Annotated in this window: 18 protein-coding genes, 1 pseudogene and 1 riboswitch; of the genes and pseudogenes, 11 read left to right on the top strand and 8 right to left on the bottom strand. The window is 63.7% G+C overall.

Annotation, left to right across the window (positions count from 1 at the left end):
- The first annotated feature begins 12 nt into the window (after window positions 1-12).
- The 6 genes from tilS to ispD all read left to right on the top strand — a co-directional run bounded on the left by tilS (window position 13) and on the right by ispD (window position 6,527).
- Window positions 13-1,329 (top strand): tRNA lysidine(34) synthetase TilS, encoded by a 1,317-nt coding sequence (tilS, locus tag ACOAPY_RS15935; protein WP_465153956.1) that lies wholly within the window; start codon window positions 13-15, stop codon window positions 1,327-1,329.
- A 157-nt stretch (window positions 1,330-1,486) separates the two neighbouring features.
- Window positions 1,487-3,115: a CTP synthase gene (locus tag ACOAPY_RS15930; protein ID WP_237044552.1), complete on the top strand. Its 1,629-nt coding sequence runs from the start codon at window positions 1,487-1,489 to the stop codon at window positions 3,113-3,115.
- 153 nt (window positions 3,116-3,268) lie between these two features.
- Entirely contained in the window at window positions 3,269-4,114 is an 846-nt protein-coding gene (gene kdsA / locus ACOAPY_RS15925) for a 3-deoxy-8-phosphooctulonate synthase (RefSeq protein ID WP_465153955.1), read from the top strand.
- A 72-nt stretch (window positions 4,115-4,186) separates the two neighbouring features.
- Window positions 4,187-5,476 carry a phosphopyruvate hydratase gene (gene eno, locus ACOAPY_RS15920; RefSeq protein WP_465153954.1) on the top strand — a complete coding sequence of 430 codons (1,290 nt, stop codon included), beginning with the start codon at window positions 4,187-4,189 and terminating at the stop codon, window positions 5,474-5,476.
- 59 nt (window positions 5,477-5,535) lie between these two features.
- Window positions 5,536-5,820: a septum formation initiator family protein gene (locus tag ACOAPY_RS15915; RefSeq protein ID WP_076425379.1), complete on the top strand. Its 285-nt coding sequence runs from the start codon at window positions 5,536-5,538 to the stop codon at window positions 5,818-5,820.
- Window positions 5,817-6,527 (top strand): 2-C-methyl-D-erythritol 4-phosphate cytidylyltransferase, encoded by a 711-nt coding sequence (ispD, locus tag ACOAPY_RS15910; RefSeq protein WP_465153953.1) that lies wholly within the window; start codon window positions 5,817-5,819, stop codon window positions 6,525-6,527. The genes ACOAPY_RS15915 and ispD overlap by 4 nt, the downstream gene beginning before the upstream one ends.
- A 33-nt stretch (window positions 6,528-6,560) precedes the next feature.
- On the opposite strand, the gene ACOAPY_RS15905 is transcribed toward ispD, so the two are convergent.
- Window positions 6,561-7,304, bottom strand: coding sequence for a methyl-accepting chemotaxis protein (locus ACOAPY_RS15905; protein ID WP_372237602.1), 744 nt, complete (start codon window positions 7,302-7,304; stop codon window positions 6,561-6,563).
- Between the two features lie 114 nt (window positions 7,305-7,418).
- Window positions 7,419-7,619, bottom strand: a pseudogene (locus ACOAPY_RS15900) (HAMP domain-containing protein); the annotation flags it as partial.
- Between the two features lie 1,253 nt (window positions 7,620-8,872).
- Here ACOAPY_RS15900 and ACOAPY_RS15895 point away from each other — a divergent pair.
- Window positions 8,873-9,688, top strand: coding sequence for a M48 family metallopeptidase (locus ACOAPY_RS15895; RefSeq protein ID WP_465153952.1), 816 nt, complete (start codon window positions 8,873-8,875; stop codon window positions 9,686-9,688).
- Between the two features lie 33 nt (window positions 9,689-9,721).
- Here the strand turns inward: ACOAPY_RS15895 and ACOAPY_RS15890 are convergent, their stop codons facing one another.
- From ACOAPY_RS15890 to ACOAPY_RS15870, 5 genes are all read right to left on the bottom strand, one after another.
- The gene (locus tag ACOAPY_RS15890) at window positions 9,722-10,165 is read right to left on the bottom strand and encodes an ester cyclase (protein ID WP_465153951.1); all 444 of its coding nucleotides are present in this window, start codon (window positions 10,163-10,165) and stop codon (window positions 9,722-9,724) included.
- Window positions 10,166-10,268: 103 nt separating this feature from the next.
- The gene (locus ACOAPY_RS15885) at window positions 10,269-10,850 is read right to left on the bottom strand and encodes a TMEM165/GDT1 family protein (RefSeq protein WP_465156828.1); all 582 of its coding nucleotides are present in this window, start codon (window positions 10,848-10,850) and stop codon (window positions 10,269-10,271) included.
- Between the two features lie 94 nt (window positions 10,851-10,944).
- Window positions 10,945-11,058, bottom strand: a riboswitch (yybP-ykoY riboswitch).
- Between the two features lie 32 nt (window positions 11,059-11,090).
- Entirely contained in the window at window positions 11,091-12,551 is a 1,461-nt protein-coding gene (locus tag ACOAPY_RS15880) for an amino acid permease (RefSeq protein ID WP_465153950.1), read from the bottom strand.
- Between the two features lie 61 nt (window positions 12,552-12,612).
- Window positions 12,613-13,611: a methyltransferase gene (locus ACOAPY_RS15875; RefSeq protein ID WP_465153949.1), complete on the bottom strand. Its 999-nt coding sequence runs from the start codon at window positions 13,609-13,611 to the stop codon at window positions 12,613-12,615.
- A 30-nt stretch (window positions 13,612-13,641) separates the two neighbouring features.
- On the bottom strand, window positions 13,642-14,610 hold the full coding sequence (locus tag ACOAPY_RS15870) for a 2-hydroxyacid dehydrogenase (protein WP_465153948.1): 969 nt from the start codon (window positions 14,608-14,610) through the stop codon (window positions 13,642-13,644).
- A gap of 80 nt (window positions 14,611-14,690) precedes the next feature.
- Here ACOAPY_RS15870 and ACOAPY_RS15865 point away from each other — a divergent pair, with 80 nt between their 5' ends.
- Window positions 14,691-15,320, top strand: a complete 630-nt coding sequence (locus ACOAPY_RS15865) for a LysE family transporter (protein ID WP_465153947.1) — start codon at window positions 14,691-14,693, stop codon at window positions 15,318-15,320.
- Window positions 15,321-15,374: 54 nt separating this feature from the next.
- Here the strand turns inward: ACOAPY_RS15865 and ACOAPY_RS15860 are convergent, their stop codons facing one another.
- Entirely contained in the window at window positions 15,375-16,550 is a 1,176-nt protein-coding gene (locus ACOAPY_RS15860) for a thiolase family protein (protein ID WP_076425358.1), read from the bottom strand.
- Window positions 16,551-16,721: 171 nt separating this feature from the next.
- Here ACOAPY_RS15860 and ACOAPY_RS15855 point away from each other — a divergent pair, with 171 nt between their 5' ends.
- The 3 genes from ACOAPY_RS15855 (at window position 16,722) to ACOAPY_RS15845 (ending at window position 21,924) form a co-directional block, all read left to right on the top strand.
- Window positions 16,722-18,404: a fatty acid--CoA ligase gene (locus ACOAPY_RS15855; protein WP_465153946.1), complete on the top strand. Its 1,683-nt coding sequence runs from the start codon at window positions 16,722-16,724 to the stop codon at window positions 18,402-18,404.
- 219 nt (window positions 18,405-18,623) lie between these two features.
- Window positions 18,624-20,525: a DUF1302 domain-containing protein gene (locus tag ACOAPY_RS15850; RefSeq protein WP_465153945.1), complete on the top strand. Its 1,902-nt coding sequence runs from the start codon at window positions 18,624-18,626 to the stop codon at window positions 20,523-20,525.
- A 31-nt stretch (window positions 20,526-20,556) separates the two neighbouring features.
- Window positions 20,557-21,924 carry a DUF1329 domain-containing protein gene (locus ACOAPY_RS15845; RefSeq protein WP_465153944.1) on the top strand — a complete coding sequence of 456 codons (1,368 nt, stop codon included), beginning with the start codon at window positions 20,557-20,559 and terminating at the stop codon, window positions 21,922-21,924.
- Window positions 21,925-22,007 lie beyond the last annotated feature (83 nt).

The following is a 22,007-nucleotide window of genomic DNA, read 5'->3' as shown; positions in this document are numbered from 1 at the left end:
TAAGCTGGCGGCATGACTGCGCTCGAACTCTCCCTGCTCGAATTTCTTCGCCCCTGGCGCGCGGCACCGGCCTGGCGCATCGCCCTGTCCGGCGGCCTGGATTCGACCGTGCTGCTGCACCTGCTGGCGTCCCTGCGCGAACGCGAAGCCCTGCCGCCGCTGTCCGCCATGCATGTGCACCACGGCCTGCAGTCGGCGGCCGATTCCTGGCCAGAGCACTGCCAGGCGCTGTGCGACCGTCTCGGTGTGCCCCTGCATGTCGAACGGGTGCGTGTTGACGACGGTCCCAGCCTCGAGCGGGCGGCGCGCGAGGCACGCTATGCCGCGTTTGCCGGGCGGCTGGGGGAGGGCGAGCTGCTGCTGACCGGGCAGCACCGTGATGATCAGGCCGAGACCCTGCTGCTGCGTCTGCTGCGCGGTGCTGGTGTGCGTGGCCTGGGCGGCATGCCGCCGAGCCGTCGCCTGGGGGCTGGCTGGCTGGTACGGCCGCTGCTCAGGGTGTCTCGTGCTGAACTGGAGTGCTACGCCCGGCAGCAGGCGCTGAGCTGGGTCGAGGATCCTTCGAACGCCGATACCCGGCTGGCGCGCAACTTCCTGCGCCGCGAGGTGCTGCCGGCCCTGGCGTGCCACTGGCCGCAGGCGGCGGTGAACCTCTCGCGCAGCGCGCAGCACCTGCGCGAGGCCGAGCAGTTGCTCATCGAGCTGGCCGAGCTGGACCTGCTGGCTGCGCGTGACCAGGAGCCTTTCGCTTGGTTGGGATTGCCCTCGCTGGCGCTGGTGCCGCTGTTGGCGCTGTCCGAGCCGCGTCAGCGCAATGCTCTGCGGCATTGGCTGGCGCCCCGGACGCTTCTGCCGGATACCGAGCATTGGGCGGGCTGGCAGGATCTGCGCGATGCCGGCATCGATACCAGCCCGATATGGCGTCTGGCCGGAGGTGAGCTGAGGCGCGCCGACGAACGGTTATGGTGGCTATCCGGGCAGTGGTTGCAGTCGCCAACGCTCCCTACGGCCTGGGATGACTGCACTCAGCCGCTGCAGTTGCCGAACAATGGCGTCGTTCAACTGCTCGGTGTGCCGCCGGCCGGACCCCTGCACCTGCGTTATCGTGCGGGCGGCGAGATCATGGCGCTGCCGGGGCGAGGTCGTCGTGATCTCAAGCGCCTGCTCAACGAACGTGCACTGCCTGCCTTCGTGCGCGGGCGCCTGCCGCTGCTGTATCGCTGCGACGAGCTGTTGGCGGTCGCCAACCTGCCCGGGCTGGACGGTTCGCAGCATGGCGCCTGGCAATTGCACTGGCAGCCGCCGACCAGCGCACAAGGTTTGAGCTGATAGACCCTTTCCGGTAGACTACGCTCCCGTCTTGTTACTGCTTCTGTGGGCTCCCTCGGAACCCGCAGTGCTTTGCTTATTTCAGGTTGGCCAAGGCCAGCCTGCGCTCTTACCCCGGCGGCGCTGACCGCTTGAACGCAGACTTCTAGGATTTTTCATGACGCGCTACATCTTCGTCACGGGCGGTGTTGTTTCTTCATTGGGGAAAGGCATCGCCTCGGCTTCCTTGGCGGCCATCCTGGAGGCGCGTGGCCTGAAGGTCACCATGCTCAAGCTGGACCCCTACATCAACGTCGATCCGGGCACCATGAGCCCGTTCCAGCACGGTGAGGTGTTCGTCACCCACGACGGCGCCGAGACCGACCTCGACCTGGGCCACTACGAGCGGTTCATCCGCACCACCATGACCCAGGACAACAACTTCACCACCGGCCGTGTCTACGAGCACGTGCTGCGCAAGGAGCGCCGCGGTGACTACCTGGGCGCCACCATCCAGGTGATCCCGCACATCACCGACGAGATCAAGCGCCGCGTGATCAAGGGCGCCGGCGATGCCGACGTGGCCATGGTCGAGATCGGTGGCACCGTGGGCGATATCGAGTCCCAGCCGTTCCTCGAGGCGGCCCGCCAGCTGCGTGTAGAGCTGGGCGCCAAGCGTGCCATGTTCATGCACCTGACCCTGGTGCCCTACATCGCCACTGCCGGCGAGACCAAGACCAAGCCGACCCAGCACTCGGTCAAGGAGCTGCGTTCCATCGGTGTGCAGCCGGACGTGCTGATCTGCCGTTCCGACCATGAGATCGACCTGTCCTCGCGCCGCAAGATCGCCCTGTTCACCAACGTGGAAGAACGCGCGGTGATCGGCCTGGAAGACGTCGATACCATCTACCGCATTCCTTCCGTGCTGCACGCCCAGGGCCTGGACGACATCGTCGTCGAGCGCTTCGGCCTGCAGTGCCAGCCGGCCGATCTCTCCGAGTGGGAGCGCGTGGTCGACGCCAAGCTGCACCCGGAGAAGGAAGTCACCATCGCCATGGTCGGCAAGTACATGGAGCTGCTGGACGCGTACAAGTCGCTGATCGAGGCCATGGGCCACGCCGGCATCCAGAATCGCACCAAGGTCAACCTGCGCTACATCGACTCCGAGGAGATCGAGAACGAAGGCACTGCCAAGCTCGAAGGCGTCGATGCCATCCTGGTTCCGGGCGGCTTCGGTCTGCGTGGTGTGGAAGGCAAGATCCGCACCGTGCAGTACGCCCGCGAGAACAAGATTCCCTACCTGGGCATCTGCCTGGGCATGCAGGTGGCGGTGATCGAGTATGCCCGCAACGTGGTGGGCTGGAGTGATGCCAATTCCACTGAGTTCGACCAGAACAGCGCCCACCCGGTCGTTGGCCTGATCACCGAGTGGCAGGACGCCGCCGGTAGTGTGGAAACCCGTACCGAAGCCTCCGACCTGGGCGGCACCATGCGTCTGGGCGCGCAGGACTGCCAGCTGATGGCCGGCTCCAGCGTGCGTGAGTGCTATGGCAAGGACGTGATCGTCGAGCGCCATCGCCATCGCTACGAAGTGAACAACAACCTGCTGCCGCAGCTGGAGGCCGCTGGTCTCAAGGTTAGCGGTCGCTCCGCCGACGGCGCGCTGGTCGAGGTGGTCGAGGCTCCGGATCATCCGTGGTTCGTCGCCTGCCAGTTCCACCCGGAATTCACCTCCACCCCGCGCGATGGCCACCCGCTGTTCAGTGGCTTCGTCAAGGCAGCCCTGAAACAGGCCGGCAAGGCATAAGAGTCAGTCCATGCTCTGCTACGCGTCGGCCCTGCTGCGTTGAAAACAGGCTCGGAATGCTCATTTACTCTCGGTAAACTGCGCTTCCTCACCTGTTTTCGCCTGGCATGGCTCTAGCTCGCGAGAGCATGAACAGACTCTAAGGAAAGGTATATGGCTCAGAAGATCATCAAGGTCGGCGGCATCGAGATCGCCAACGACAAGCCGTTCGTGCTGTTCGGTGGCATCAACGTGCTGGAATCGCGCGACCTGGCCATGCAGGCCTGCGAGGAGTACGTACGGGGCACCGAGAAGCTCGGTATTCCCTACGTGTTCAAGGCCAGCTTCGACAAGGCCAACCGTTCTTCCGTCACCTCCTTCCGCGGCCCGGGCCTGGAAGAGGGCATGAAGATCTTCGAGGAAGTGAAGAAGACCTTCGGCGTGCCGGTGATCACCGACGTCCACGAGCCTTACCAGGCCGCCCCGGTGGCCGAGGTGTGCGACATCATCCAGCTGCCGGCCTTCCTTTCGCGGCAGACCGACCTGGTGGTGGCCATGGCCAAGACCGGGGCGGTGATCAACATCAAGAAGGCCCAGTTCCTCGCCCCGCAGGAGATGAAACACATCCTGCGCAAGTGCGAGGAGGCCGGTAACGACCAGCTGATCCTTTGCGAGCGTGGTTCCTCCTTCGGTTACAACAACCTGGTGGTGGATATGCTCGGCTTCGGCATCATGAAGTCCTTCGAGTATCCGGTGTTCTTCGACGTGACCCACGCTCTGCAGATGCCGGGTGGCCGCGCCGACTCCGCCGGCGGCCGTCGTGCCCAGGTCACCGACCTGGCCAAGGCCGGCATGAGCCAGGGCCTGGCTGGACTGTTCCTCGAGGCCCATCCAGACCCGGACAATGCCAAGTGCGACGGCCCCTGCGCCTTGCGCCTGGACAAACTGGAGCCGTTCCTCACCCAGCTCAAGCAGCTGGATGATCTGGTGAAGAGCTTCCCGCCGATCGAGACTGCCTGATCGGCCGTTTCTCCGGTAAAGTGCGCGCCCGTTGGGCGTACCCTCACGTAAACTTTTGGAGTGCTACACGCGATGGCAAAAATCGTCGACATCAAGGGCCGCGAGGTTCTCGACTCCCGTGGTAACCCCACCGTAGAAGCCGATGTAATCCTCGAAGGCGGCATCATCGGCAGCGCCTGCGCGCCGTCCGGTGCTTCCACCGGTTCCCGCGAAGCGCTGGAACTGCGTGATGGCGACAAGAGCCGTTACCTGGGCAAGGGCGTACTGAAGGCTGTGGCCAACATCAACGGCCCGATCCGCGACCTGTTGCTGGGCAAGGACGCGACCGACCAGAAGGCTCTGGACCGCGCCATGATCGATCTGGACGGTACCGAGAACAAGGCCAAGCTGGGCGCCAATGCCATCCTCGCCGTGTCCCTGGCCGCCGCCAAGGCCGCTGCCCAGGCCAAGGGCGTGCCGCTGTACGCGCACATCGCCGATCTGAACGGCACCCCTGGCGTCTACTCCATGCCGGTGCCGATGATGAACATCATCAACGGCGGTGAGCACGCCGACAACAACGTCGATATCCAGGAGTTCATGGTCCAGCCGGTCGGCGCCAAGAACTTCGCCGACGCCCTGCGCATGGGCGCCGAGATCTTCCATCACCTGAAAGCCGTGCTGAAGGCCCGTGGCCTGAACACCGCCGTGGGTGACGAGGGCGGCTTCGCGCCGAACCTGGCTTCCAACGAAGACGCCCTGGCCGCCATCGCCGAGGCCGTGGCCAACGCTGGCTACCAGCTGGGCACCGACATTACCCTGGCCCTGGACTGCGCTTCCTCCGAGTTCTTCAAGGATGGTCAGTACGACCTGGCTGGCGAAGGCAAGGTGTTCAGCGCCGAAGGCTTCGCCGACTATCTGGCCGGCCTGACCCAGCGCTACCCGATCATCTCCATCGAAGACGGCATGGACGAGTCCGACTGGGCTGGCTGGAAAGTCCTGACCGACAAGATCGGCGAGAAGGTGCAGCTGGTTGGCGACGACCTGTTCGTGACCAATACCAAGATCCTCAAGCGCGGCATCGAAGAGAAGATCGGCAACTCGATCCTGATCAAGTTCAACCAGATCGGCTCGCTGACCGAGACCCTGGAAGCCATCCAGATGGCCAAGGCTGCCGGCTTCACCGCGGTGATCTCGCACCGCAGCGGTGAAACCGAGGACAGCACCATCGCTGACCTGGCCGTCGGCACCGCTGCCGGTCAGATCAAGACCGGCTCCCTGTGCCGTTCGGATCGCGTGTCCAAGTACAACCAGCTGCTGCGCATCGAAGAGCAGCTCGGCGGCAAAGCGCCCTACAAGGGCCGTGCCGAGTTCCGCGGCTAGGCCGGGAATGGTAAAAGGGCAGCGCAAGCTGCCCTTTTTGTATGGATATTCGCGTCCCCATGTCTAACAAAGCGCCTTACTGGCTGTTCGTCGCGCTCGTGCTGGTCCTGGCCGGCCTGCAGTATCGCCTGTGGGTGGGTGAGGGCAGCCTGGCGCAGGTCGCCGAGCTGCAGCGGCAGATTGCCGAACAGAAGGGCGAGAACGAGCGCCTGCTGGAGCGTAACCGCATCCTCGAGGCCGAGGTGCTGGAGCTGAAGAAAGGCATGGAAACCGTGGAAGAGCGTGCCCGCCACGAGCTGGGCATGGTCAAAGAGGGCGAGACCCTCTACCAGCTCGCCGAATGATCGCGCACGAGCTTCCTCCCTTCTGGGTGGTGATTCCTGCCGCCGGTATCGGTTCGCGCATGCGTGCCGACCGTCCCAAGCAGTACCTGCAGCTGGCCGGGCGGACCATCCTGGAGCACACCCTCGACTGTTTCCTTGATCATCCGCGCCTCAAGGGCCTGGTGCTCAGCCTGGCGGCGGACGATCCCTACTGGCCTGCCCTGCCTTGCGCCACTGATCCGCGCATCCAGCGCGTCGAAGGCGGTGCCGAGCGCGCCGATTCGGTGCTGGCCGGACTGCTGTGCCTTGTCGAACTGGGGGCGCAGGCAGGCGACTGGGTGCTGGTGCATGATGCCGCGCGACCCAACCTGGCACGCAGTGATCTGGACCGACTGCTCGCCGAGCTGGCCGATGACCCGGTCGGCGGTCTGCTGGCGGTGCCGGCGCGCGATACGCTCAAGCGCATCGGTGCAGATGGCCGGGTGGCGGAGACGGTCGACCGTAGCCTGATCTGGCAGGCCTACACGCCGCAGATGTTCCGTTTCGCCGCGTTGCATCGCGCCCTCGCCGACGCGCTGGTGGCAGGGGTGGCGGTGACCGATGAGGCGTCGGCCCTGGAATGGGCCGGGCAGGCGCCGAAAATGGTGGAGGGGCGGGCGGACAACCTGAAGATCACCCGCCCGGAAGACCTGGAGTGGTTGCGCCAGCGCTGGGCGCACAAACACTGAGGCAGCAGCAGGGCAGTACGCCCCGCCTGCGAACTACACCCTGAACTGATTGATCAACCGCCGCTGCTGCTCGGCCAGCTTCGTCAGCTCGGCGCTGGCGGCGCTGGCCTCGTCCGCGCCGCCGGCCACCTCCACCGCTACCTGGCCGATATTGGTGACGTTGCGGTTGATGTCTTCCGCGACCGCACTCTGTTCCTCCGCAGCGCTGGCAATCTGGGTGTTCATGTCATTGATCACGGACACCGCCTGAGTGATCTCCTCCAGTGCCGATGCGGCAATCTGCGCCTGCTGCACGCTGTCATCGGTGCGTGCCTGGCTCTGCTCCATCACGTTGACGACCTCGCGGGTACCGTGCTGCAGCTGCTGGATCATCGCTTGGATTTCCTCGGTCGCCTGTTGGGTCTTCTGTGCCAGATTGCGTACCTCGTCCGCCACCACTGCGAAGCCGCGACCTTGCTCGCCAGCCCGGGCCGCTTCAATGGCGGCGTTGAGAGCCAGCAGGTTGGTCTGCTCGGCAATGCCACGAATGGCTACCAGGATGGCGTTGATGTTCTCGCTGTCCTTGGCCAGGGTTTGCACCACGCCCACGGCACGGCCTATCTCGTTGGCCAGTGCTGAAATGGCCTTGGCGGTCCCTTCGACAATGCGCTTGCCGTCGTTGGCCGAGCGGTCGGCATGGCTGGCCGCTTCGGCGGCCTGGGTAGCGTTGCGTGCGACATCCTGGGCCGTGGCAGTCATCTCATGCACGGCGGTGGCAACCTGGTCGATTTCCGCCATCTGGCGCTGGACGCCCTGATTGGTCCGAATCGCAATATCGGCGGTATGTTCAGACGAATCGCTGACTTTCTGCACCGAGCCGACCACGTCGCGGATCATGTTCTGCAGCTTGTTGAGGAAGGTGTTGAAGCCGCTGGCGATCTGCCCCAGCTCGTCGGCACGATCCACTTGCAGGCGCACGGTCAGATCGCCATCGCCCTTGGCAATATCATCAAGCATCGCAGCCATGTCCTTCAGGGGGCGGGCGATGCCGTAGCCGACGAACCAGATCACCAGCAGCCCGAAAGCGGCCACCAGCAGGCCGATCAGGGCCATGCTGAAGGTGTCCTCGTGCGCCTGGGCTGCGAGGTCGTCCTGTAGCTGATGCAGCTCTGCCAGCACTGCCTCGGTTGGCAGTTCGATGGCCAGGGCCCAGCGCGTTGAGGTGCCCGCGACCTGGAAGGGCAATAGCAACTGGTAGAGGTTCTGTCCCTCATCACGCTTGAGAATCGGTTCGGTACCACTGCTTTGCTTGAGACGCTCCAGCAGTTCTGCATCGAGGACCTGGGTCGCGGGCTGGCCTACCAGCTTGGCATCCTCGGTCGCGGCGATCAGGGTGCCGTTGGAGGCAATCAGGGCCAGCTCGCCTGCTCCCTCGTAAAGGCTGGCATTGGCGGTATTGAGCAGACCCTGGATGAAATCGAGCGCCAGGTCGTTACCCGCGACCCCCTTGAACTGGCCGTCCACGATAATCGGCGCGTTGAACGAAGACACCAGGACCTGCTTGCCACCGAAGTCATAGGAGGCAGGGTCGATCACGCAGGGTTGCTTGGTGGCTTTGGGGCACAGGTAGTATTCGCCCTCGCGCACTCCGGTGGGCAGGATTTTCTCGCTCTCCATCTGGGCCGCAGTGAGCGGGGCGACTTTCAATTGCCCAGCGTCGCGGTACCACCAGGGCATGAAGCGGCCCGTGGTGTCGTAACCGTTGGCCTCCTGGCCGGCGTAGAGATCATCGTCCTGATCGAAAGCGTTGGGTTCCCAGCCGATGTAGAGGTCGATCAGCTCAGGGTTCTTGTCCAGATAGACGGAAACCAGATTCGACAATTCGTCGCGACTAAGGCTGACCCTGGCTGCGCCGTCCTCGCCAGGAGCCATCTGGCTGTTCAGGGTGGCGAGCGATTTGGCAACGGTCATCGGCGTCTCGAACTGGCGTTGCAGCTTGCCGACCTGTGCTTCGGCCAGTGCGATCAGGCGCTGATCGATGACCTGTTCAAGCAGTGCCTGGGTGCGATCATGCACCAGATGTTGGGTGCGCGATCCCGCGAACAGCGCGTAGAGCACCAGTGCCACGACAACGGCCAGCACGCTGGCACCCGCCAGAACAACAACTGAAAACTGGATGGACTTGAAGCGCATAGGGACTCCACATCATCGGGTTGCACCGGTCCCTGGTTATCGGCTGCTTTACATCAAAGCATTAGCCCTCTCTGCAACTAGAAAAGATGGCCGATGGTCAGAGTGCAAGCCGGACATTGTTCCTTCGTGTTCGGCGGCCTAGCATAAGAGCCCTGTTTTAACGGAGATCCGACATGCACAACCTGTTTCGCCTGACGGCCTTGACCGTCCTTCCCCTGCTGACGGCCTGCCAGGCCGTGAATACCACCAGCGGAGGCGCGGTGGGCGTGGAGCGCAAGCAGTACATGTTCAGCATGCTGTCGGCCCAGGAGGTCGACAGCATGTATGCCCAGGCCTACCAGCAGACGCTGAACGAGGCTGCCGGCAAGGGGGTTCTGGATAAGAGTAGCCGCAATGCCCAGCGGGTTCAGACCATTGCCCGCCGGCTGATTGCCCAGGCGCCGGTGTTTCGTGCCGACGCTGCGCAGTGGAACTGGCAGGTCAACCTGATCGACAGTGAGGAGCTCAACGCCAATTGCGGGCCGGGCGGCAAGATCATCGTCTATAGCGGCCTGATCGAGCGACTGCAGCTGACAGATGCGGAGTTGGCGGCGGTGATGGGGCACGAGATCGCCCATGCTCTGCGCGAGCACAGCCGCGAGGCCATGTCCAAGGCTTACGGTACGCAAATGGCCACCCAGGTGGGGGCGGCCCTGCTGGGGCTGGGCGACGCTGGCAAGCAGATGGCTGATACCGGCGTCGAATACCTGATGATGCTGCCCAACAGCCGCTCCAACGAGAACGAGGCGGACATCATTGGTCTCGAGCTCTCCGCGCGCGCCGGTTACGATCCGAACGCGGCGATCAGCCTGTGGCAGAAGATGAGCAAGGCGGGCGGTGGTGCGCCGCCGGAGTTCATGAGCACCCACCCCTCGTCGAGCAGTCGCATCGCTGCCCTGCAGGCGGCTATCCCCAAGGTGATGCCGCTTTACGAGCAGGCCAGGAAATAAGGAACAACGGCGCCCTCGGGCGCCGTTGTCGTATCAGGGCAGGGCCTTTTCGGCGAAGGGGCGGCTTTCCAGGCCGAGCTGGGCGCGGAAGCTCTCCATGTCGAACATGGTGCAGATCTCGCGGATATCGCCGTTCGGCGCCAGGGTCCAGAAGGCCATGGCCGAGATGCTGAGGACCTTGTCGCTGGGCGGATAGCCCAGTGCCGGCTTCTCGATGGTGCCGATCAGGGTGCTCCAGGTCACCACCTTGTTGGCTTCGGCGATGCACTCCTCGACGACCACCTCCATGTCCGGCATGGCGCTGCGGATGTTCTGCACCATCTGGACGAACGCAGTGCTGCCCAGTGGATGCCCGACGAACGAGCTCTTGTAGAGAAAATCGGGGCTGTGCATCTGCTCGGCAAGCGCCAGGCGGCCGCGATTCCAGGTCAGGTCGATGTGCTGGCGCACGCGCTTCTTCATCTCGTCCAGTGACATGTACAACTCCCTCCAAGCGGGTACTGCGCAATCCGTTGCACAGATTACCAGCCTCGTGAGTCGTAACAGCCCCCTTCTGTGCGCCAGTTCTCGTCACGCTGCGTCAGAGCGTTCCCGTCAACCCCAGTGCCTGAGAGGCTGCGTACACCGCGAGGAGGGCGAACGCCAGCGCTGCGAGCCGACGAATGAGCGTCAGCGGCAGACGATCGGCAGCGAAGTTGCCGGCCAGCACCACCGGCACGTTGGCGATCAGCATGCCCAGGGTGGTGCCGATCACCACCATCAGGAAGTGCGGGTACTGCGCGGCCAGCATCACGGTGGCAATCTGCGTCTTATCGCCCATCTCGGCGAGGAAGAAGGCGATCAGCGTGGTCAGGAACGGGCCGTACTTGTTGAGGGCGGACGCTTCATCGTCATCCAGCTTGTCCGGGATCAGCGTCCACACGGCCACGGCGGCGAAGCAGGCGGCCAGCACCCAGCTCAGGGTGGTGGCGGAGAAGAAGCCGGCCACCCAGTTGCCGACGGCGCCGGCGGCGAAGTGATTGGCCAGGGTCGCGACCACTATGCCCCAGATGATCGGCCATGGGCGGCGGAAGCGGGCGGCCAGCAGCAGGGCAAGCAGCTGCGTCTTGTCGCCGATTTCGGCGAGCGCGACGATTCCGGTGGGTACGAACAGGGATTCCAGCATCAGGCGTTCCTATAGGGGGCGGGTTTGACTGTTCTATGACACGTACTACCTCCCCGCCCCGGGCTGAGGTGTGCGTGTCATAGGTCTTGTCAAACCCAGGCCGCGAGGGCCTCGGGTCGCATGCGCCATGCTCTGCGGAGCAAGTGTGTTGACGCACGCCGGGTGAGCTGGCGCTCACGGGAGACTACTCCCCTAGGACGGCGCGCATTGTGCCCAAAGCGCGCCGGGGTGGCAACCTCAGTCGTCGCTACCGCGCACGTCCATGGCCTGGTAGGGCACCAGGCGGGCGCCTTTCTTCAGGCGGTAGCCGAACCAGATGGCGAGGAACAGCGGCAGGCTGATGTAGGTGGCGATGAGGCCGGCCCAGTCGATGCCGTTGCCGATGAAGGCCTGGTAGTTCTGCCCCAGGGTAATGACCAGGCACAGGCTGAAGGCGAACAGCGGGCCGAAGGGGAACAGCTTGGCGCGGTAGGGCAGGTCCGCCAGGCGCCCGCCCTGGGCGAGGTAGCCCTTGCGGAAGCGGTAATGCGACACGGCGATGCCCAGCCAGGCGATGAATCCACACATTCCCGAGGTGTTCAGCAGCCAGGTGTACAGGGTGCTGTCACCGACGATGGAAGTGAAGAAGCACAGGGCGCCCACCAGGGTGGTGGCATACAGCGCGTTGCGCGGCACGCCGTTGGCGGAGAGGCGGGCGAACAAGCGCGGCGCCTTGCCCTGCATGGCCAGGGTGTAGAGCATGCGGGTGGAGGCATACATGCCCGAGTTGCCGGCCGAGAGGATGGCGGTGAGGATGACCGCGTTCATCACGCTGGCTGCGGCGGCAAAGCCGGCGCGTTCGAACAGCAGGGTGAAGGGCGAGACGCTGATGTCGCTGGCATCGTTCTGCAGCAGGCTCGGCTCGTTGTAGGGGATCAGCATGCCGATCACGAAGATCGCCAGGATGTAGAACATCAGGATGCGCCAGAACACCTGGCGGATGGCGATGGGAATGTTGCGCTTCGGGTTTTCCGACTCGGCGGCGGCGATGCCGATCAGCTCGGTGCCCTGGAACGAGAAGCCGGCGATCATCGCCACCCCGACCATGGCCTGCAGGCCGCCGACGAAAGGCGCGTCGCCGGTGGTGAAGTTGCTGAAACCGGGCGACTCGATGCCGCCCATGATGCCGAAGATGGTGGCCAGGCCGATGCCGATGAAGACGATCACCGTCACCACTTTGATCAGTGCGAACCAGAACTCGCTCTCGCCGAAGCCCTTCACCGATAAGACGTTGAGCAGGAACATCAGGCCGAGGAACAGCGCGCTCCAGTAGATGCCAGGCACCTCCGGCAGCCAGAAGCTCATGATCAGCTGCGCCGCCACCAGCTCGGCGGCGATGGTCACCGCCCAGTTGTACCAGTAGTTCCAGCCCAGGGCGAAACCGAAGCCATCGTCGACGAAACGGCTGCCATAGGTGCTGAACGAGCCGGATACCGGCATGTGCGCCGCCATCTCGCCGAGGCTGGTCATGAGGAAGTACACCATCACCCCGATCAGCGCATAGGCCAGCAGCGCTCCGCCTGGGCCGGCGCTGGCCACGGTGGCGCCGGAGGCGACGAACAGGCCGGTACCGATGGAGCCGCCGATGGCGATCATGTTCAGGTGGCGGGGCTTGAGCGCGCGTTGCAGATGCGGCTGCGGGGTACTGCTATCGGTCACGAAAAATGGCTCCGGAGCGTCGACCTGCGGGCGGACGCTCAAGTGGGTGCGGATGAAAGGTTTAGCGGCGACGGGCGCTGTAGATGCGGAAGCCGTCGGCCTCGATCAGCGTCTTGCAGGGGCCCAGGTGCTGTTCGATCAGCGGTGGGTATTTGAGGAAGCTGTTGGCCACCAGGCGCAGCTCGCCGCCCTTGTCCAGGTGGCGGGCAGCCTGGCGCAGCAGGTGTTCGCTGGCCTGGTAGTCGGTGTGCACGCCGCTGTGGAACGGCGGGTTGCTGACGATGGCGGCGAGGCCCGTGGGCGCTGCGTCGATGCCGTCGCCGGCGATCACCTCGGCGTCCAGGCCATTGGCGGCCAGGGTCAGGCGGCTGCTCTCGACGGCGAAGGCATCGACATCGAGCAGGGTCAGTTGGCTCTGCGGGTAGCGGCGCTTGAGCGTCGCACCGAGCACCCCGGCGCCGCAGCCGAAGTCGAGCAGATGGCCCTGCGGCAGACCGTCCAGCTGCTCCAGCAGCAGGGCGCTGCCGCGGTCCAGGCGGCCATGGCTGAATACGCCGGGCAGGCTGATGACCGGCAACGGGCCGTCGGCCAGCGGCAGCTCGAAACGCTGGGCCAGGCTGTGCAGGTCGGGTACTGCGGGGGCGTGCTCCACCGTCACCTGCCACAGCTGGCAGTGGCGGGCGCTGTCCAGTTTGCGCGGCTTGCCATACACGGCCAGCTGCTTGGCGGCGCGCTCGATGCCCGCGCGCTTCTCGCCAACCAGATACAACTCGCGGCCGGCCAGGCGCGCGGCCAGGGCCTGCAGCAGGTAATCGGTGAGTTCGCGCGACTTGGGCAGGAACAGCACGGCGCTGTCGAACACGGTTTCGGGCGCGCCGGTGCCGAACTGGCAGCGCCCGGCAAAGCGCGCCTGCAGCGCATTCTGCTCGCCGGCATGCCAGCTCCAGCCATGGGCGCGCGGCAACTGGCCGAGCAGGTCGTCGGCCGGCAGGCCAGCCAGCAGCAGCTCGCCCTGGAACAGCTCCGCCTGGCGCAGCAGCACCTCGCTTCGTGGGTCCATGGCCATCTCCCGGTAAAAAAGCCGCGTAGTTTACCCGTTGACCACGCGGATGGGGGCGCTGGCGAAGAAGGCGCGGGCATTCTCCGACAGCTGGCCGACGATGCGTTGGCGCGCCTCGCGGCTGCCCCAGGCGTTGTGCGGGGTGATGATCAGGCGCGGGATATCGTCCGCCAGCAGCGGGTTGCCATGGCGCGGCGGTTCCTCGCTGAGCACATCGAAGGCCGCGCCGCCCAGGTGCCCGGCGCGCAGGGCATCGGCCAGGGCCTGTTCGTCGACCAGGCCGCCACGGGCGGTGTTGAGCAGCAGGGCATGAGGCTTGAGCAGCGCCAGTTCGGCGGCACCGATGAGGTGGCGGGTCTGCTCGGTCAATGGGCAGTGCAGGCTGAGTGCATCGACCTGCGGCAGCAGCTCCCCCAGCGGCAGGCGGTCGGCGCGGGCGGGGCGGCCGGGCAGGGCGCCATACAGCACGCGCATCCCCAGGGCCTCGGCCAGGCGTGCAAAGGCACCGCCCAGTTCGCCATGGCCGAGGATGCCGAGGGTCTTGCCCTGCAGTTCGATGATCGGGAAGTCGAGCAGGCAGAACTGGCTGGCGCGCTGCCAGGCGCCCGCACGAACCGCCGCCTGGTAGTCAGGCAGACGGGTGGCCAGGGCGAGCAGCAGCATCAGCGCGTGCTGGGCCACCGAGGCGGTGCCGTAGCCCTGGCAATTGGCGACCGTGATGCCGCGCTCGTGGGCGGCGGCCAGGTCGATGTTGTTGGTGCCGGTGGCGGACACCAGAATCAGCTTAAGTTCGGGGCAGGCGGCCAGGGTGTCCGCATCCAGGCGCACCTTGTTGCTGATCGCCACCTGGGCGCCCTGCAGGCGCTCGACGACCTGCTCGCGGGTGCTGGCGTCATGCAGGATCAGTTCGCCGAACACCTGGCGCAGCGGCGCCAGGTCGAGATCGCCGAGGTCGAGGGAGGCGTGGTCGAGAAAGACCGCGCGAGGGCTATTGCTCATCAGCTGTACCTGTTGCGAATGGCGGGGGCTGGCGTAAGGTTGCCAGCCTGTTCGATCGATTCCCACCCCTAGGAGGCCTCATGTACTGGGCAGAGTTTCTTACCGTGGCGCTGATCCACCTGCTGGCCGTGGCCAGCCCGGGGCCGGATTTCGCCATCGTGGTGCGCGAGAGTGTGGCCCATGGTCGCCGCGCCGGTACCTGGACGGCACTGGGCGTTGGCACCGGCATCTTCGTCCATGTGGCTTATTCGCTGCTCGGCATCGGCCTGATCGTGTCGCAGTCCATCGTGCTGTTCAACGCGCTGAAGTGGCTGGCGGCGGCCTACCTGTTCTACATCGGCATCAAGGCCCTGCGCGCCAAGCCGGCGGCACCGGGCAGCCTGGAGGTGGTTGGCGATGGCGCCGAGCGCTCGCCGCGTGGAGCCTTCATGACCGGCTTCGTCACCAATGGCCTGAACCCCAAGGCCACGCTGTTCTTCCTTTCCCTGTTCACCGTGGTTATCAACCCGCATACGCCGCTGGCAGTGCAGGCCGGCTATGGCGTCTACCTGGCCTTTGCCACGGCGATCTGGTTCTGCCTGGTGGCGCTGTTGTTCAGCCAGCGCCGGGTGCGCGCCGGTTTTGCCCGCTTGGGGCACTGGTTCGACCGGCTGATGGGCGCGGTGCTGGTGGGTCTGGGCGTAAAGCTGGCCTTTACCGAGCTGCGCTGAGCAGTCGCCCATAAAAAAGCCCCGCCTAGGCGGGGCTTTTCATTTGCGCGCCGGTTACAGCAGTTCGATCGCCACGGCAGTCGCCTCACCGCCGCCGATGCACAGCGAGGCTACACCGCGCTTGCCGCCCTTCTTCTGCAGGGCGTTGATCAGGGTGATGATCAGGCGTGAGCCGGTGGAACCCACCGGGTGGCCCTGGGCGCAGGCGCCGCCGTAAACGTTGACTTTGGCGTGGTCCAGGCCGTGTTCGCGCATGGCCAGCATGGTGACCATGGCGAAGGCTTCGTTGATCTCGTACAGGTCGACGTCGTCCTTGCTCCATCCGGTCTTCTTGAACAGGTTGCTCATGGCGCCGATCGGCGCGATGGTGAACTCGCTCGGGTCCTGGCTCTGGGTAGCATGGGCGACGATCTTCGCCAGCGGCTTGAGGCCGCGCTTGGCGGCTTCCTCGGCGGTCATCAGGACCAGGGCACTGGCGCCGTCGGAGATCGAGCTGGCATTGGCGGCGGTGATGGTGCCGTCCTTCTTGAAGGCTGGCTTGAGGGTCGGAATCTTGTCCAGGTTGGCGGTCAGCGGTTGTTCGTCATCCTTTACCACCACTTCGCCCTTGCGGCTGGTGACGGTGACCGGGACGATCTCGCTGGCCAGTTCACCGCTCTGGATGGCGGCCTGGGCGCGTTTCAGCGATTCGATGGCGTAGGCGTCCATTTCCTCGCGGGTGATGCCGTACTTGTCCGCGGTTTCCTGGGCGAAGGAGCCCATCAGGCGGCCGGTGCGGGCATCTTCCAGGCCGTCGAAGAACATGTGGTCCTTGATCTCACCATGGCCCATGCGCAGGCCGGTGCGGGCCTTCTCGATGATGTAGGGGGCGTTGGACATGCTTTCCATGCCGCCGGCCACCATGACGTCGTTGCTGCCGGCCTTGAGCGCGTCGAACGCCTGCATCACGGCCTTCATGCCGGAGCCGCACAGCTTGTTGATGGTGGTGCAGCCGGTGGCGGCGGGTAGGCCGGCGCCCAGCGAGGCCTGGCGGGCCGGGCCCTGCTTGAGGCCGGCGGGGAGTACGCAGCCCATGATCACCTCCTGCACGTCGGCAGGCTGGATACCGGCACGGGCCACGGCCTCGCGGATGGCGAGGGCGCCCAGCTCCACGGCAGGCACGCTGGACAGGCTGCCCTGGAAACCACCCATGGGGGTGCGGGCGCCGCTGACGATGACGATATCGGACATCGGTATTACCTCTGAAGAGTGAAGCCGGAACGGCAGGAACGATTCGATTCTACTGCGTGACCGGTAATGGCCAAAGAGTCACGGGAAAAATCATCCTTTGGGTGGATTAAGTCTGGGCTAGAGCGGTTCTAGATTGGCGACCAAGAAAAACTCCAAAAACAGGTTACCGCCATGCTGCAGACCCGTGTCATTCCGCCGACCGCCAACGCTAACCAGGCTCCGCTGCTGATCAAGCGCCTGCTGCTCTCCGGCAGCCGCTACGAGAAGACTCGCGAGATCGTCTATCGCGACCAGATGCGTTACAGCTACGCCACCTTCAACGAGCGCGTTGCGCGCCTGGCCAACGTGCTGAGCGCGGCCGGGGTCAAGGCCGGAGACACCGTGGCGGTGATGGACTGGGACAGTCACCGTTACCTGGAGTGCATGTTCGCCATCCCGATGATCGGCGCGGTGCTGCACACCATCAACATCCGCCTGTCCGCCGACCAGATCCTCTACACCATGAATCATGCCGAGGACCGCTTCGTGCTGGTCAACAGCGAGTTCGTGCCGCTGTACAAGGCGGTCGAGGACCAGTTGACCACGGTGGAGAAGACCATCCTGCTCACCGACGGGGCCGAGAAGACCGCCGACCTGCCCAATCTGGTCGGCGAGTACGAGAGCCTGCTGGCTGCGGCCAGTACCCGGTACGACTTCCAGGACTTCGACGAGAACTCGGTGGCCACTACCTTCTACACCACGGGTACCACCGGCAACCCCAAGGGCGTTTATTTCACCCATCGTCAGCTGGTGCTGCATACCCTGGCCGAGGCTGCTGTGCTCGGCAGCCTGGACAGTGTGCGCCTGCTCGGTACCGACGATGTCTACATGCCGATTACCCCGATGTTCCACGTGCATGCCTGGGGCATTCCCTACGTGGCCACCATGATGGGCATCAAGCAGGTTTACCCCGGGCGCTACGACCCCGAACTGCTGGTCCAGCTGTGGCAGAAGGAGAAGGTAACTTTCTCCCATTGCGTGCCGACCATTCTGCAGATGGTGCTCAATGCCAAGGCCGGGCAGGGGCAGGACTTCGCCGGTTGGAAGATCATCATTGGCGGCAGCGCGCTGAATCGCGCCCTTTATGAGGCCTCCAAAGCGCGAGGCATCCAGCTGACCGCAGCCTATGGCATGTCCGAGACCTGCCCGCTGATCTCGTGCGCGCACATCAACGAGGAGTTCAAGGTCGGCAGTGAGGACGAACGCGTTACCTATCGGATCAAGGCCGGCGTGCCTGTGCCGCTGGTGGAGGCGGCGCTGATGGGGCCGGACGGCCAACTGCTGCCAGCGGATGGTGAAACCCAGGGCGAACTGGTGCTGCGCGCGCCCTGGCTGACCATGGGCTACTTCAACGAGCCGCAGAAGAGCGCCGAACTGTGGGAGCACGGCTGGCTGCACACTGGCGACGTCGCGACCCTGGACGACTTCGGTTTCATCGACATCCGCGACCGCATCAAGGATGTGATCAAGACCGGTGGCGAGTGGCTGTCGTCCCTGGAGCTGGAGGATCTGATCAGTCGCCATGCGTCCGTGCGGGAAGTGGCGGTGGTCGGCATTCCCGATCCGCAATGGGGTGAGCGTCCCTTCGCCCTGCTCGTGCTGCGTGAAGGGCAGACACTGGATGCCAAGGGGCTGAAAGAGCACCTCATTCCCTTCGTCGAGTTGGGCCACATCAACAAGTGGGCAATACCCAGTCAGATCGCAGTTGTTACCGATATTCCCAAAACCAGCGTGGGTAAGCTCGACAAGAAACGTATTCGTCTTGATATCGCCCAGTGGCAAGCCGCGGGCAGTGCGTTCCTGTCGACGCTCTGAGCCCGGAAGACGGGGCATCGGAGCATTTCGCTGCCCCATCCGAGCAAACGCTTGGCTTGTAAATTGCTGTCGCGTGATGAATCTGGTTGGCTCGTTAGTGCGTGACCGACCGGTCTAGAGAGGCTGGGGACTGGAAATCACACTTTAGGGGGATCAAGCCTAGGGGGGTGGTAGCTATAGTCCGTGGCATCCATAACAAAAACACATGGAGTAGCGTCGATGACAACCACTAAACCGTTCTGGCGTATGGCCAAGCTGCCCCTGGCAGTCAGCCTTGCCTCAACCCTCGCTGCCCCGGCTTTCGGCGTCAGTTTCAATATCGGTGAAATCGAGGGTCAGCTCGACTCCACCCTGTCCGTGGGTGCCAGCTGGTCGGTGCGCAGTGCCGATCGTGATCTGATCGGCGTCAACAACGGCGGCCAGGGCCTGTCGCAGACCACTGATGACGGCCGCCTGAACTTCAAGAAGGGCGAGACCTTCTCGAAAATCTTCAAGGGCATTCACGACCTCGAGCTGAAGTACGGTGACACCGGCGTGTTCGTCCGTGGCAAGTACTGGTACGACTTCGAGCTGAAGGACGAGAGCCGCCTGTTCAAGGACATCGACGACTCCAACCGTAAAGAAGGCGCTAAAGCCGCCGGTGCCGAGTTCCTCGACGCGTTTGTTTATCACAACTACAGCATTGCCGAGCAGCCGGGTTCCGTGCGCCTGGGTAAGCAGGTGGTGAGCTGGGGTGAGAGTACCTTCATCCAGAACGGCATCAACGCGATCAACCCGGTTGACGTATCCGCTTTCCGCCGCCCTGGCGCGGAAGTCAAGGAAGGTCTGATTCCGGTCAACATGTTCTACGTATCGCAGAGCCTGACCGACAACCTGTCGATGGAAGCTTTCTACCAGCTGGAGTGGGAGCAGACCGTTGTTGATAACTGCGGTACTTTCTTCTCCCAGGTGGATGTGGCGGCGGATGGTTGCGATGACAACCTGCGCTTGCTGTCTAACAACATTGCGACTGTAAGCACCCTGAACCGATTGTTCTTGGTCCCTGCCGGCCTGGATCCGCTGGATACCAACTCGGAGGGTAACCTAGTTGTCCGCGGTGCCGATCGTGACGCTCGCGATGATGGTCAGTGGGGCTTGGCATTCCGTTACTTCTATGAGCCTCTGGATACTGAATTCGGCGCCTACGCCATGAATTATCACAGTCGTGCCCCTATTCTCAGTGCGACTGCCCCGTCGCAAAGCGTTTATAACGTGGCTAACCGCGTATTGCCGCTTTCTAGCTCGGGTGCTGCACTGGCAATTGCGGGCAACTCCGAGTACTTCATCGAGTACCCTGAAGACATCCGTCTTTATGGTCTGAGCTTCTCTACCACACTGCCTACCGGCACGGCGTGGAGCGGTGAGATCAGCTATCGCCCCAACGCTCCGGTCGCCCTGAACACCACCGATGTTCTTTACTCGGCGGTACGCCCAATCAACAATCCGAACGCTGCGAATCCATACGCTGATGCCTCGGTTCTCAGTGCTGCACCGGGCGCTACTCGCCATGGTTATAACCGCAAGGAAGTAACACAGATTCAGACTACTTTCACCCACTTCTTTGATCAGGTCATGGGCGCTAGTCGTCTGACTCTGGTGGGTGAGGCCGGTATGACCTTCGTGGGTGGGTTGGAGAACAACAGCGTTGCCCGTTACGGCCGTGATCCGGTCTTTGGTCCAGGCGAACTGCCTAACGGCACCTGTGAGCGCCTGAATAATGTGACCGTTGCTGGTGCTGTAGGTAATGCTGACTACAGCAATGCAACTAAGAACTGTAACGACGACGGTTTCACCACTCACAGCTCCTGGGGTTACCGCGCTCGTGCCATCTGGGATTACCCGGATGTGTTCGCCGGTATCAACCTGCGTCCGAGCATCGCCTGGTCGCATGATGTCGATGGCTATTCGCCTGGTCCGGGTGCCAACTTCGAGGAAGGTCGTAAGGCTGTCAGCCTGGGTCTCGAGGCCGAGTACCAGAACACTTACACCGCCAACCTGTCCTACACCGACTTCTTCGGCGGCGATTACAACACCCAGATCGACCGCGATTTCGTAGCCTTCAGCGTCGGCGCCAGCTTCTAAGAGACCAGGATTCTTGAGGGAACACATGCAAATGAAAACAACAAAGTACATGCTGCAATCCGGCGTCCTGGCGCTGTCCCTGCTGGCCACCAGCGTCATGGCTGCCGTTTCCGCCGAAGAGGCTGCCAAGCTGGGCACCACCCTGACTCCGCTGGGTGCCGAGAAGGCCGGTAACGCCGACGGCTCCATCCCGGAGTGGACCGGTGGCCTGCCGAAGAACGCCGGTACTGCCGATGACCGTGGCTTCCTGTCCGACCCGTTCGCCAGCGAGCAACCGCTGTTCACCATCACCGCGCAGAACGTTGATCAGTACAAGGACAAGCTGACCCCCGGTCAGCAGGCGATGTTCAAGCGTTACCCGGACAGCTTCCGGATCCCGGTGTACCCGACTCACCGTTCTGCCACTGCTCCGCAGAGCGTGCTGGATGATGTGAAAGTCAACGCCACCAGCACCAAACTGGTCGAGGGCGGTAACGGTCTGGAGAACTTCAAGACCGCGTACCCCTTCCCGATCCCGCAGAACGGCCTGGAAGCGATCTGGAACCAGATTACCCGCTATCGCGGTGGCAGCGTGCGTCGCCTGGTAACTCAGGCCACTCCGCAGGCCAATGGTTCCTACAGCCTGGTTTACTTCCAGGATGAGTTCACCTTCCCGACCAGCCTGACCGACTACGATCCGAGCAAGCCGAGCAACATCCTGTTCTACTTCAAGCAGCGCGTGACTGCTCCGGCACGTCTGGCCGGTAACGTCCTGCTGGTCCATGAGACCCTGAACCAGGTGAAAGAGCCTCGTCTGGCCTGGCTGTACAACGCCGGTCAGCGTCGTGTGCGCCGTGCTCCGCAGGTGTCCTACGATGGCCCGGGTACCGCCGCCGACGGTCTGCGTACTTCCGACAACTTCGACATGTACAACGGTGCTCCTGACCGTTACGACTGGAAGCTGAACGGCAAGAAGGAGATCTACATTCCGTACAACTCCTACAAGCTGGACTCGCCGAAGCTGAAGTACGCCGACATCATCAAGGCCGGCCACCTGAATCCGGACCACACTCGCTATGAGCTGCATCGCGTGTGGCACGTAACCGGCACCCTGAAGGCTGGCGAGCGTCACATCTATGCCAAGCGTGATGTGTTCATCGACGAGGACACCTGGCAGGCCGCGGTGATCGACCACTACGACGGTCGTGGCGCTCTGTGGCGTGTGGCTGAGGCTCATGCCCAGTACTACTACGACAAGCAAGTGCCGTGGTACACCGTTGAGACGCTGCACGACATCATCTCCGGTCGTTACCTGGCCCTGGGTATGAAGAACGAGGAGAAACAATCCTACGACTTCAACTACAAGGCCGCGACCACCGATTACACCCCGGCAGCCCTGCGTCAGGCTGGCGTGCGTTAATCGTTGCGTGATCGAAGAAGCCGGCCTAGTGCCGGCTTTTTCGTTTCTGGCGGACGGTGTGGACTTCAAATGCAAGACGCGAG

Origin of the sequence: Pseudomonas stagnisoli, from assembly GCF_048595745.1 — a bacterium.
In the GTDB taxonomy this organism is placed as follows: domain Bacteria; phylum Pseudomonadota; class Gammaproteobacteria; order Pseudomonadales; family Pseudomonadaceae; genus Aquipseudomonas; species Aquipseudomonas alcaligenes_A.
Note: the sequence above shows the minus strand (reverse complement) of the source record. Positions and strands in the feature narration are given on the sequence as shown.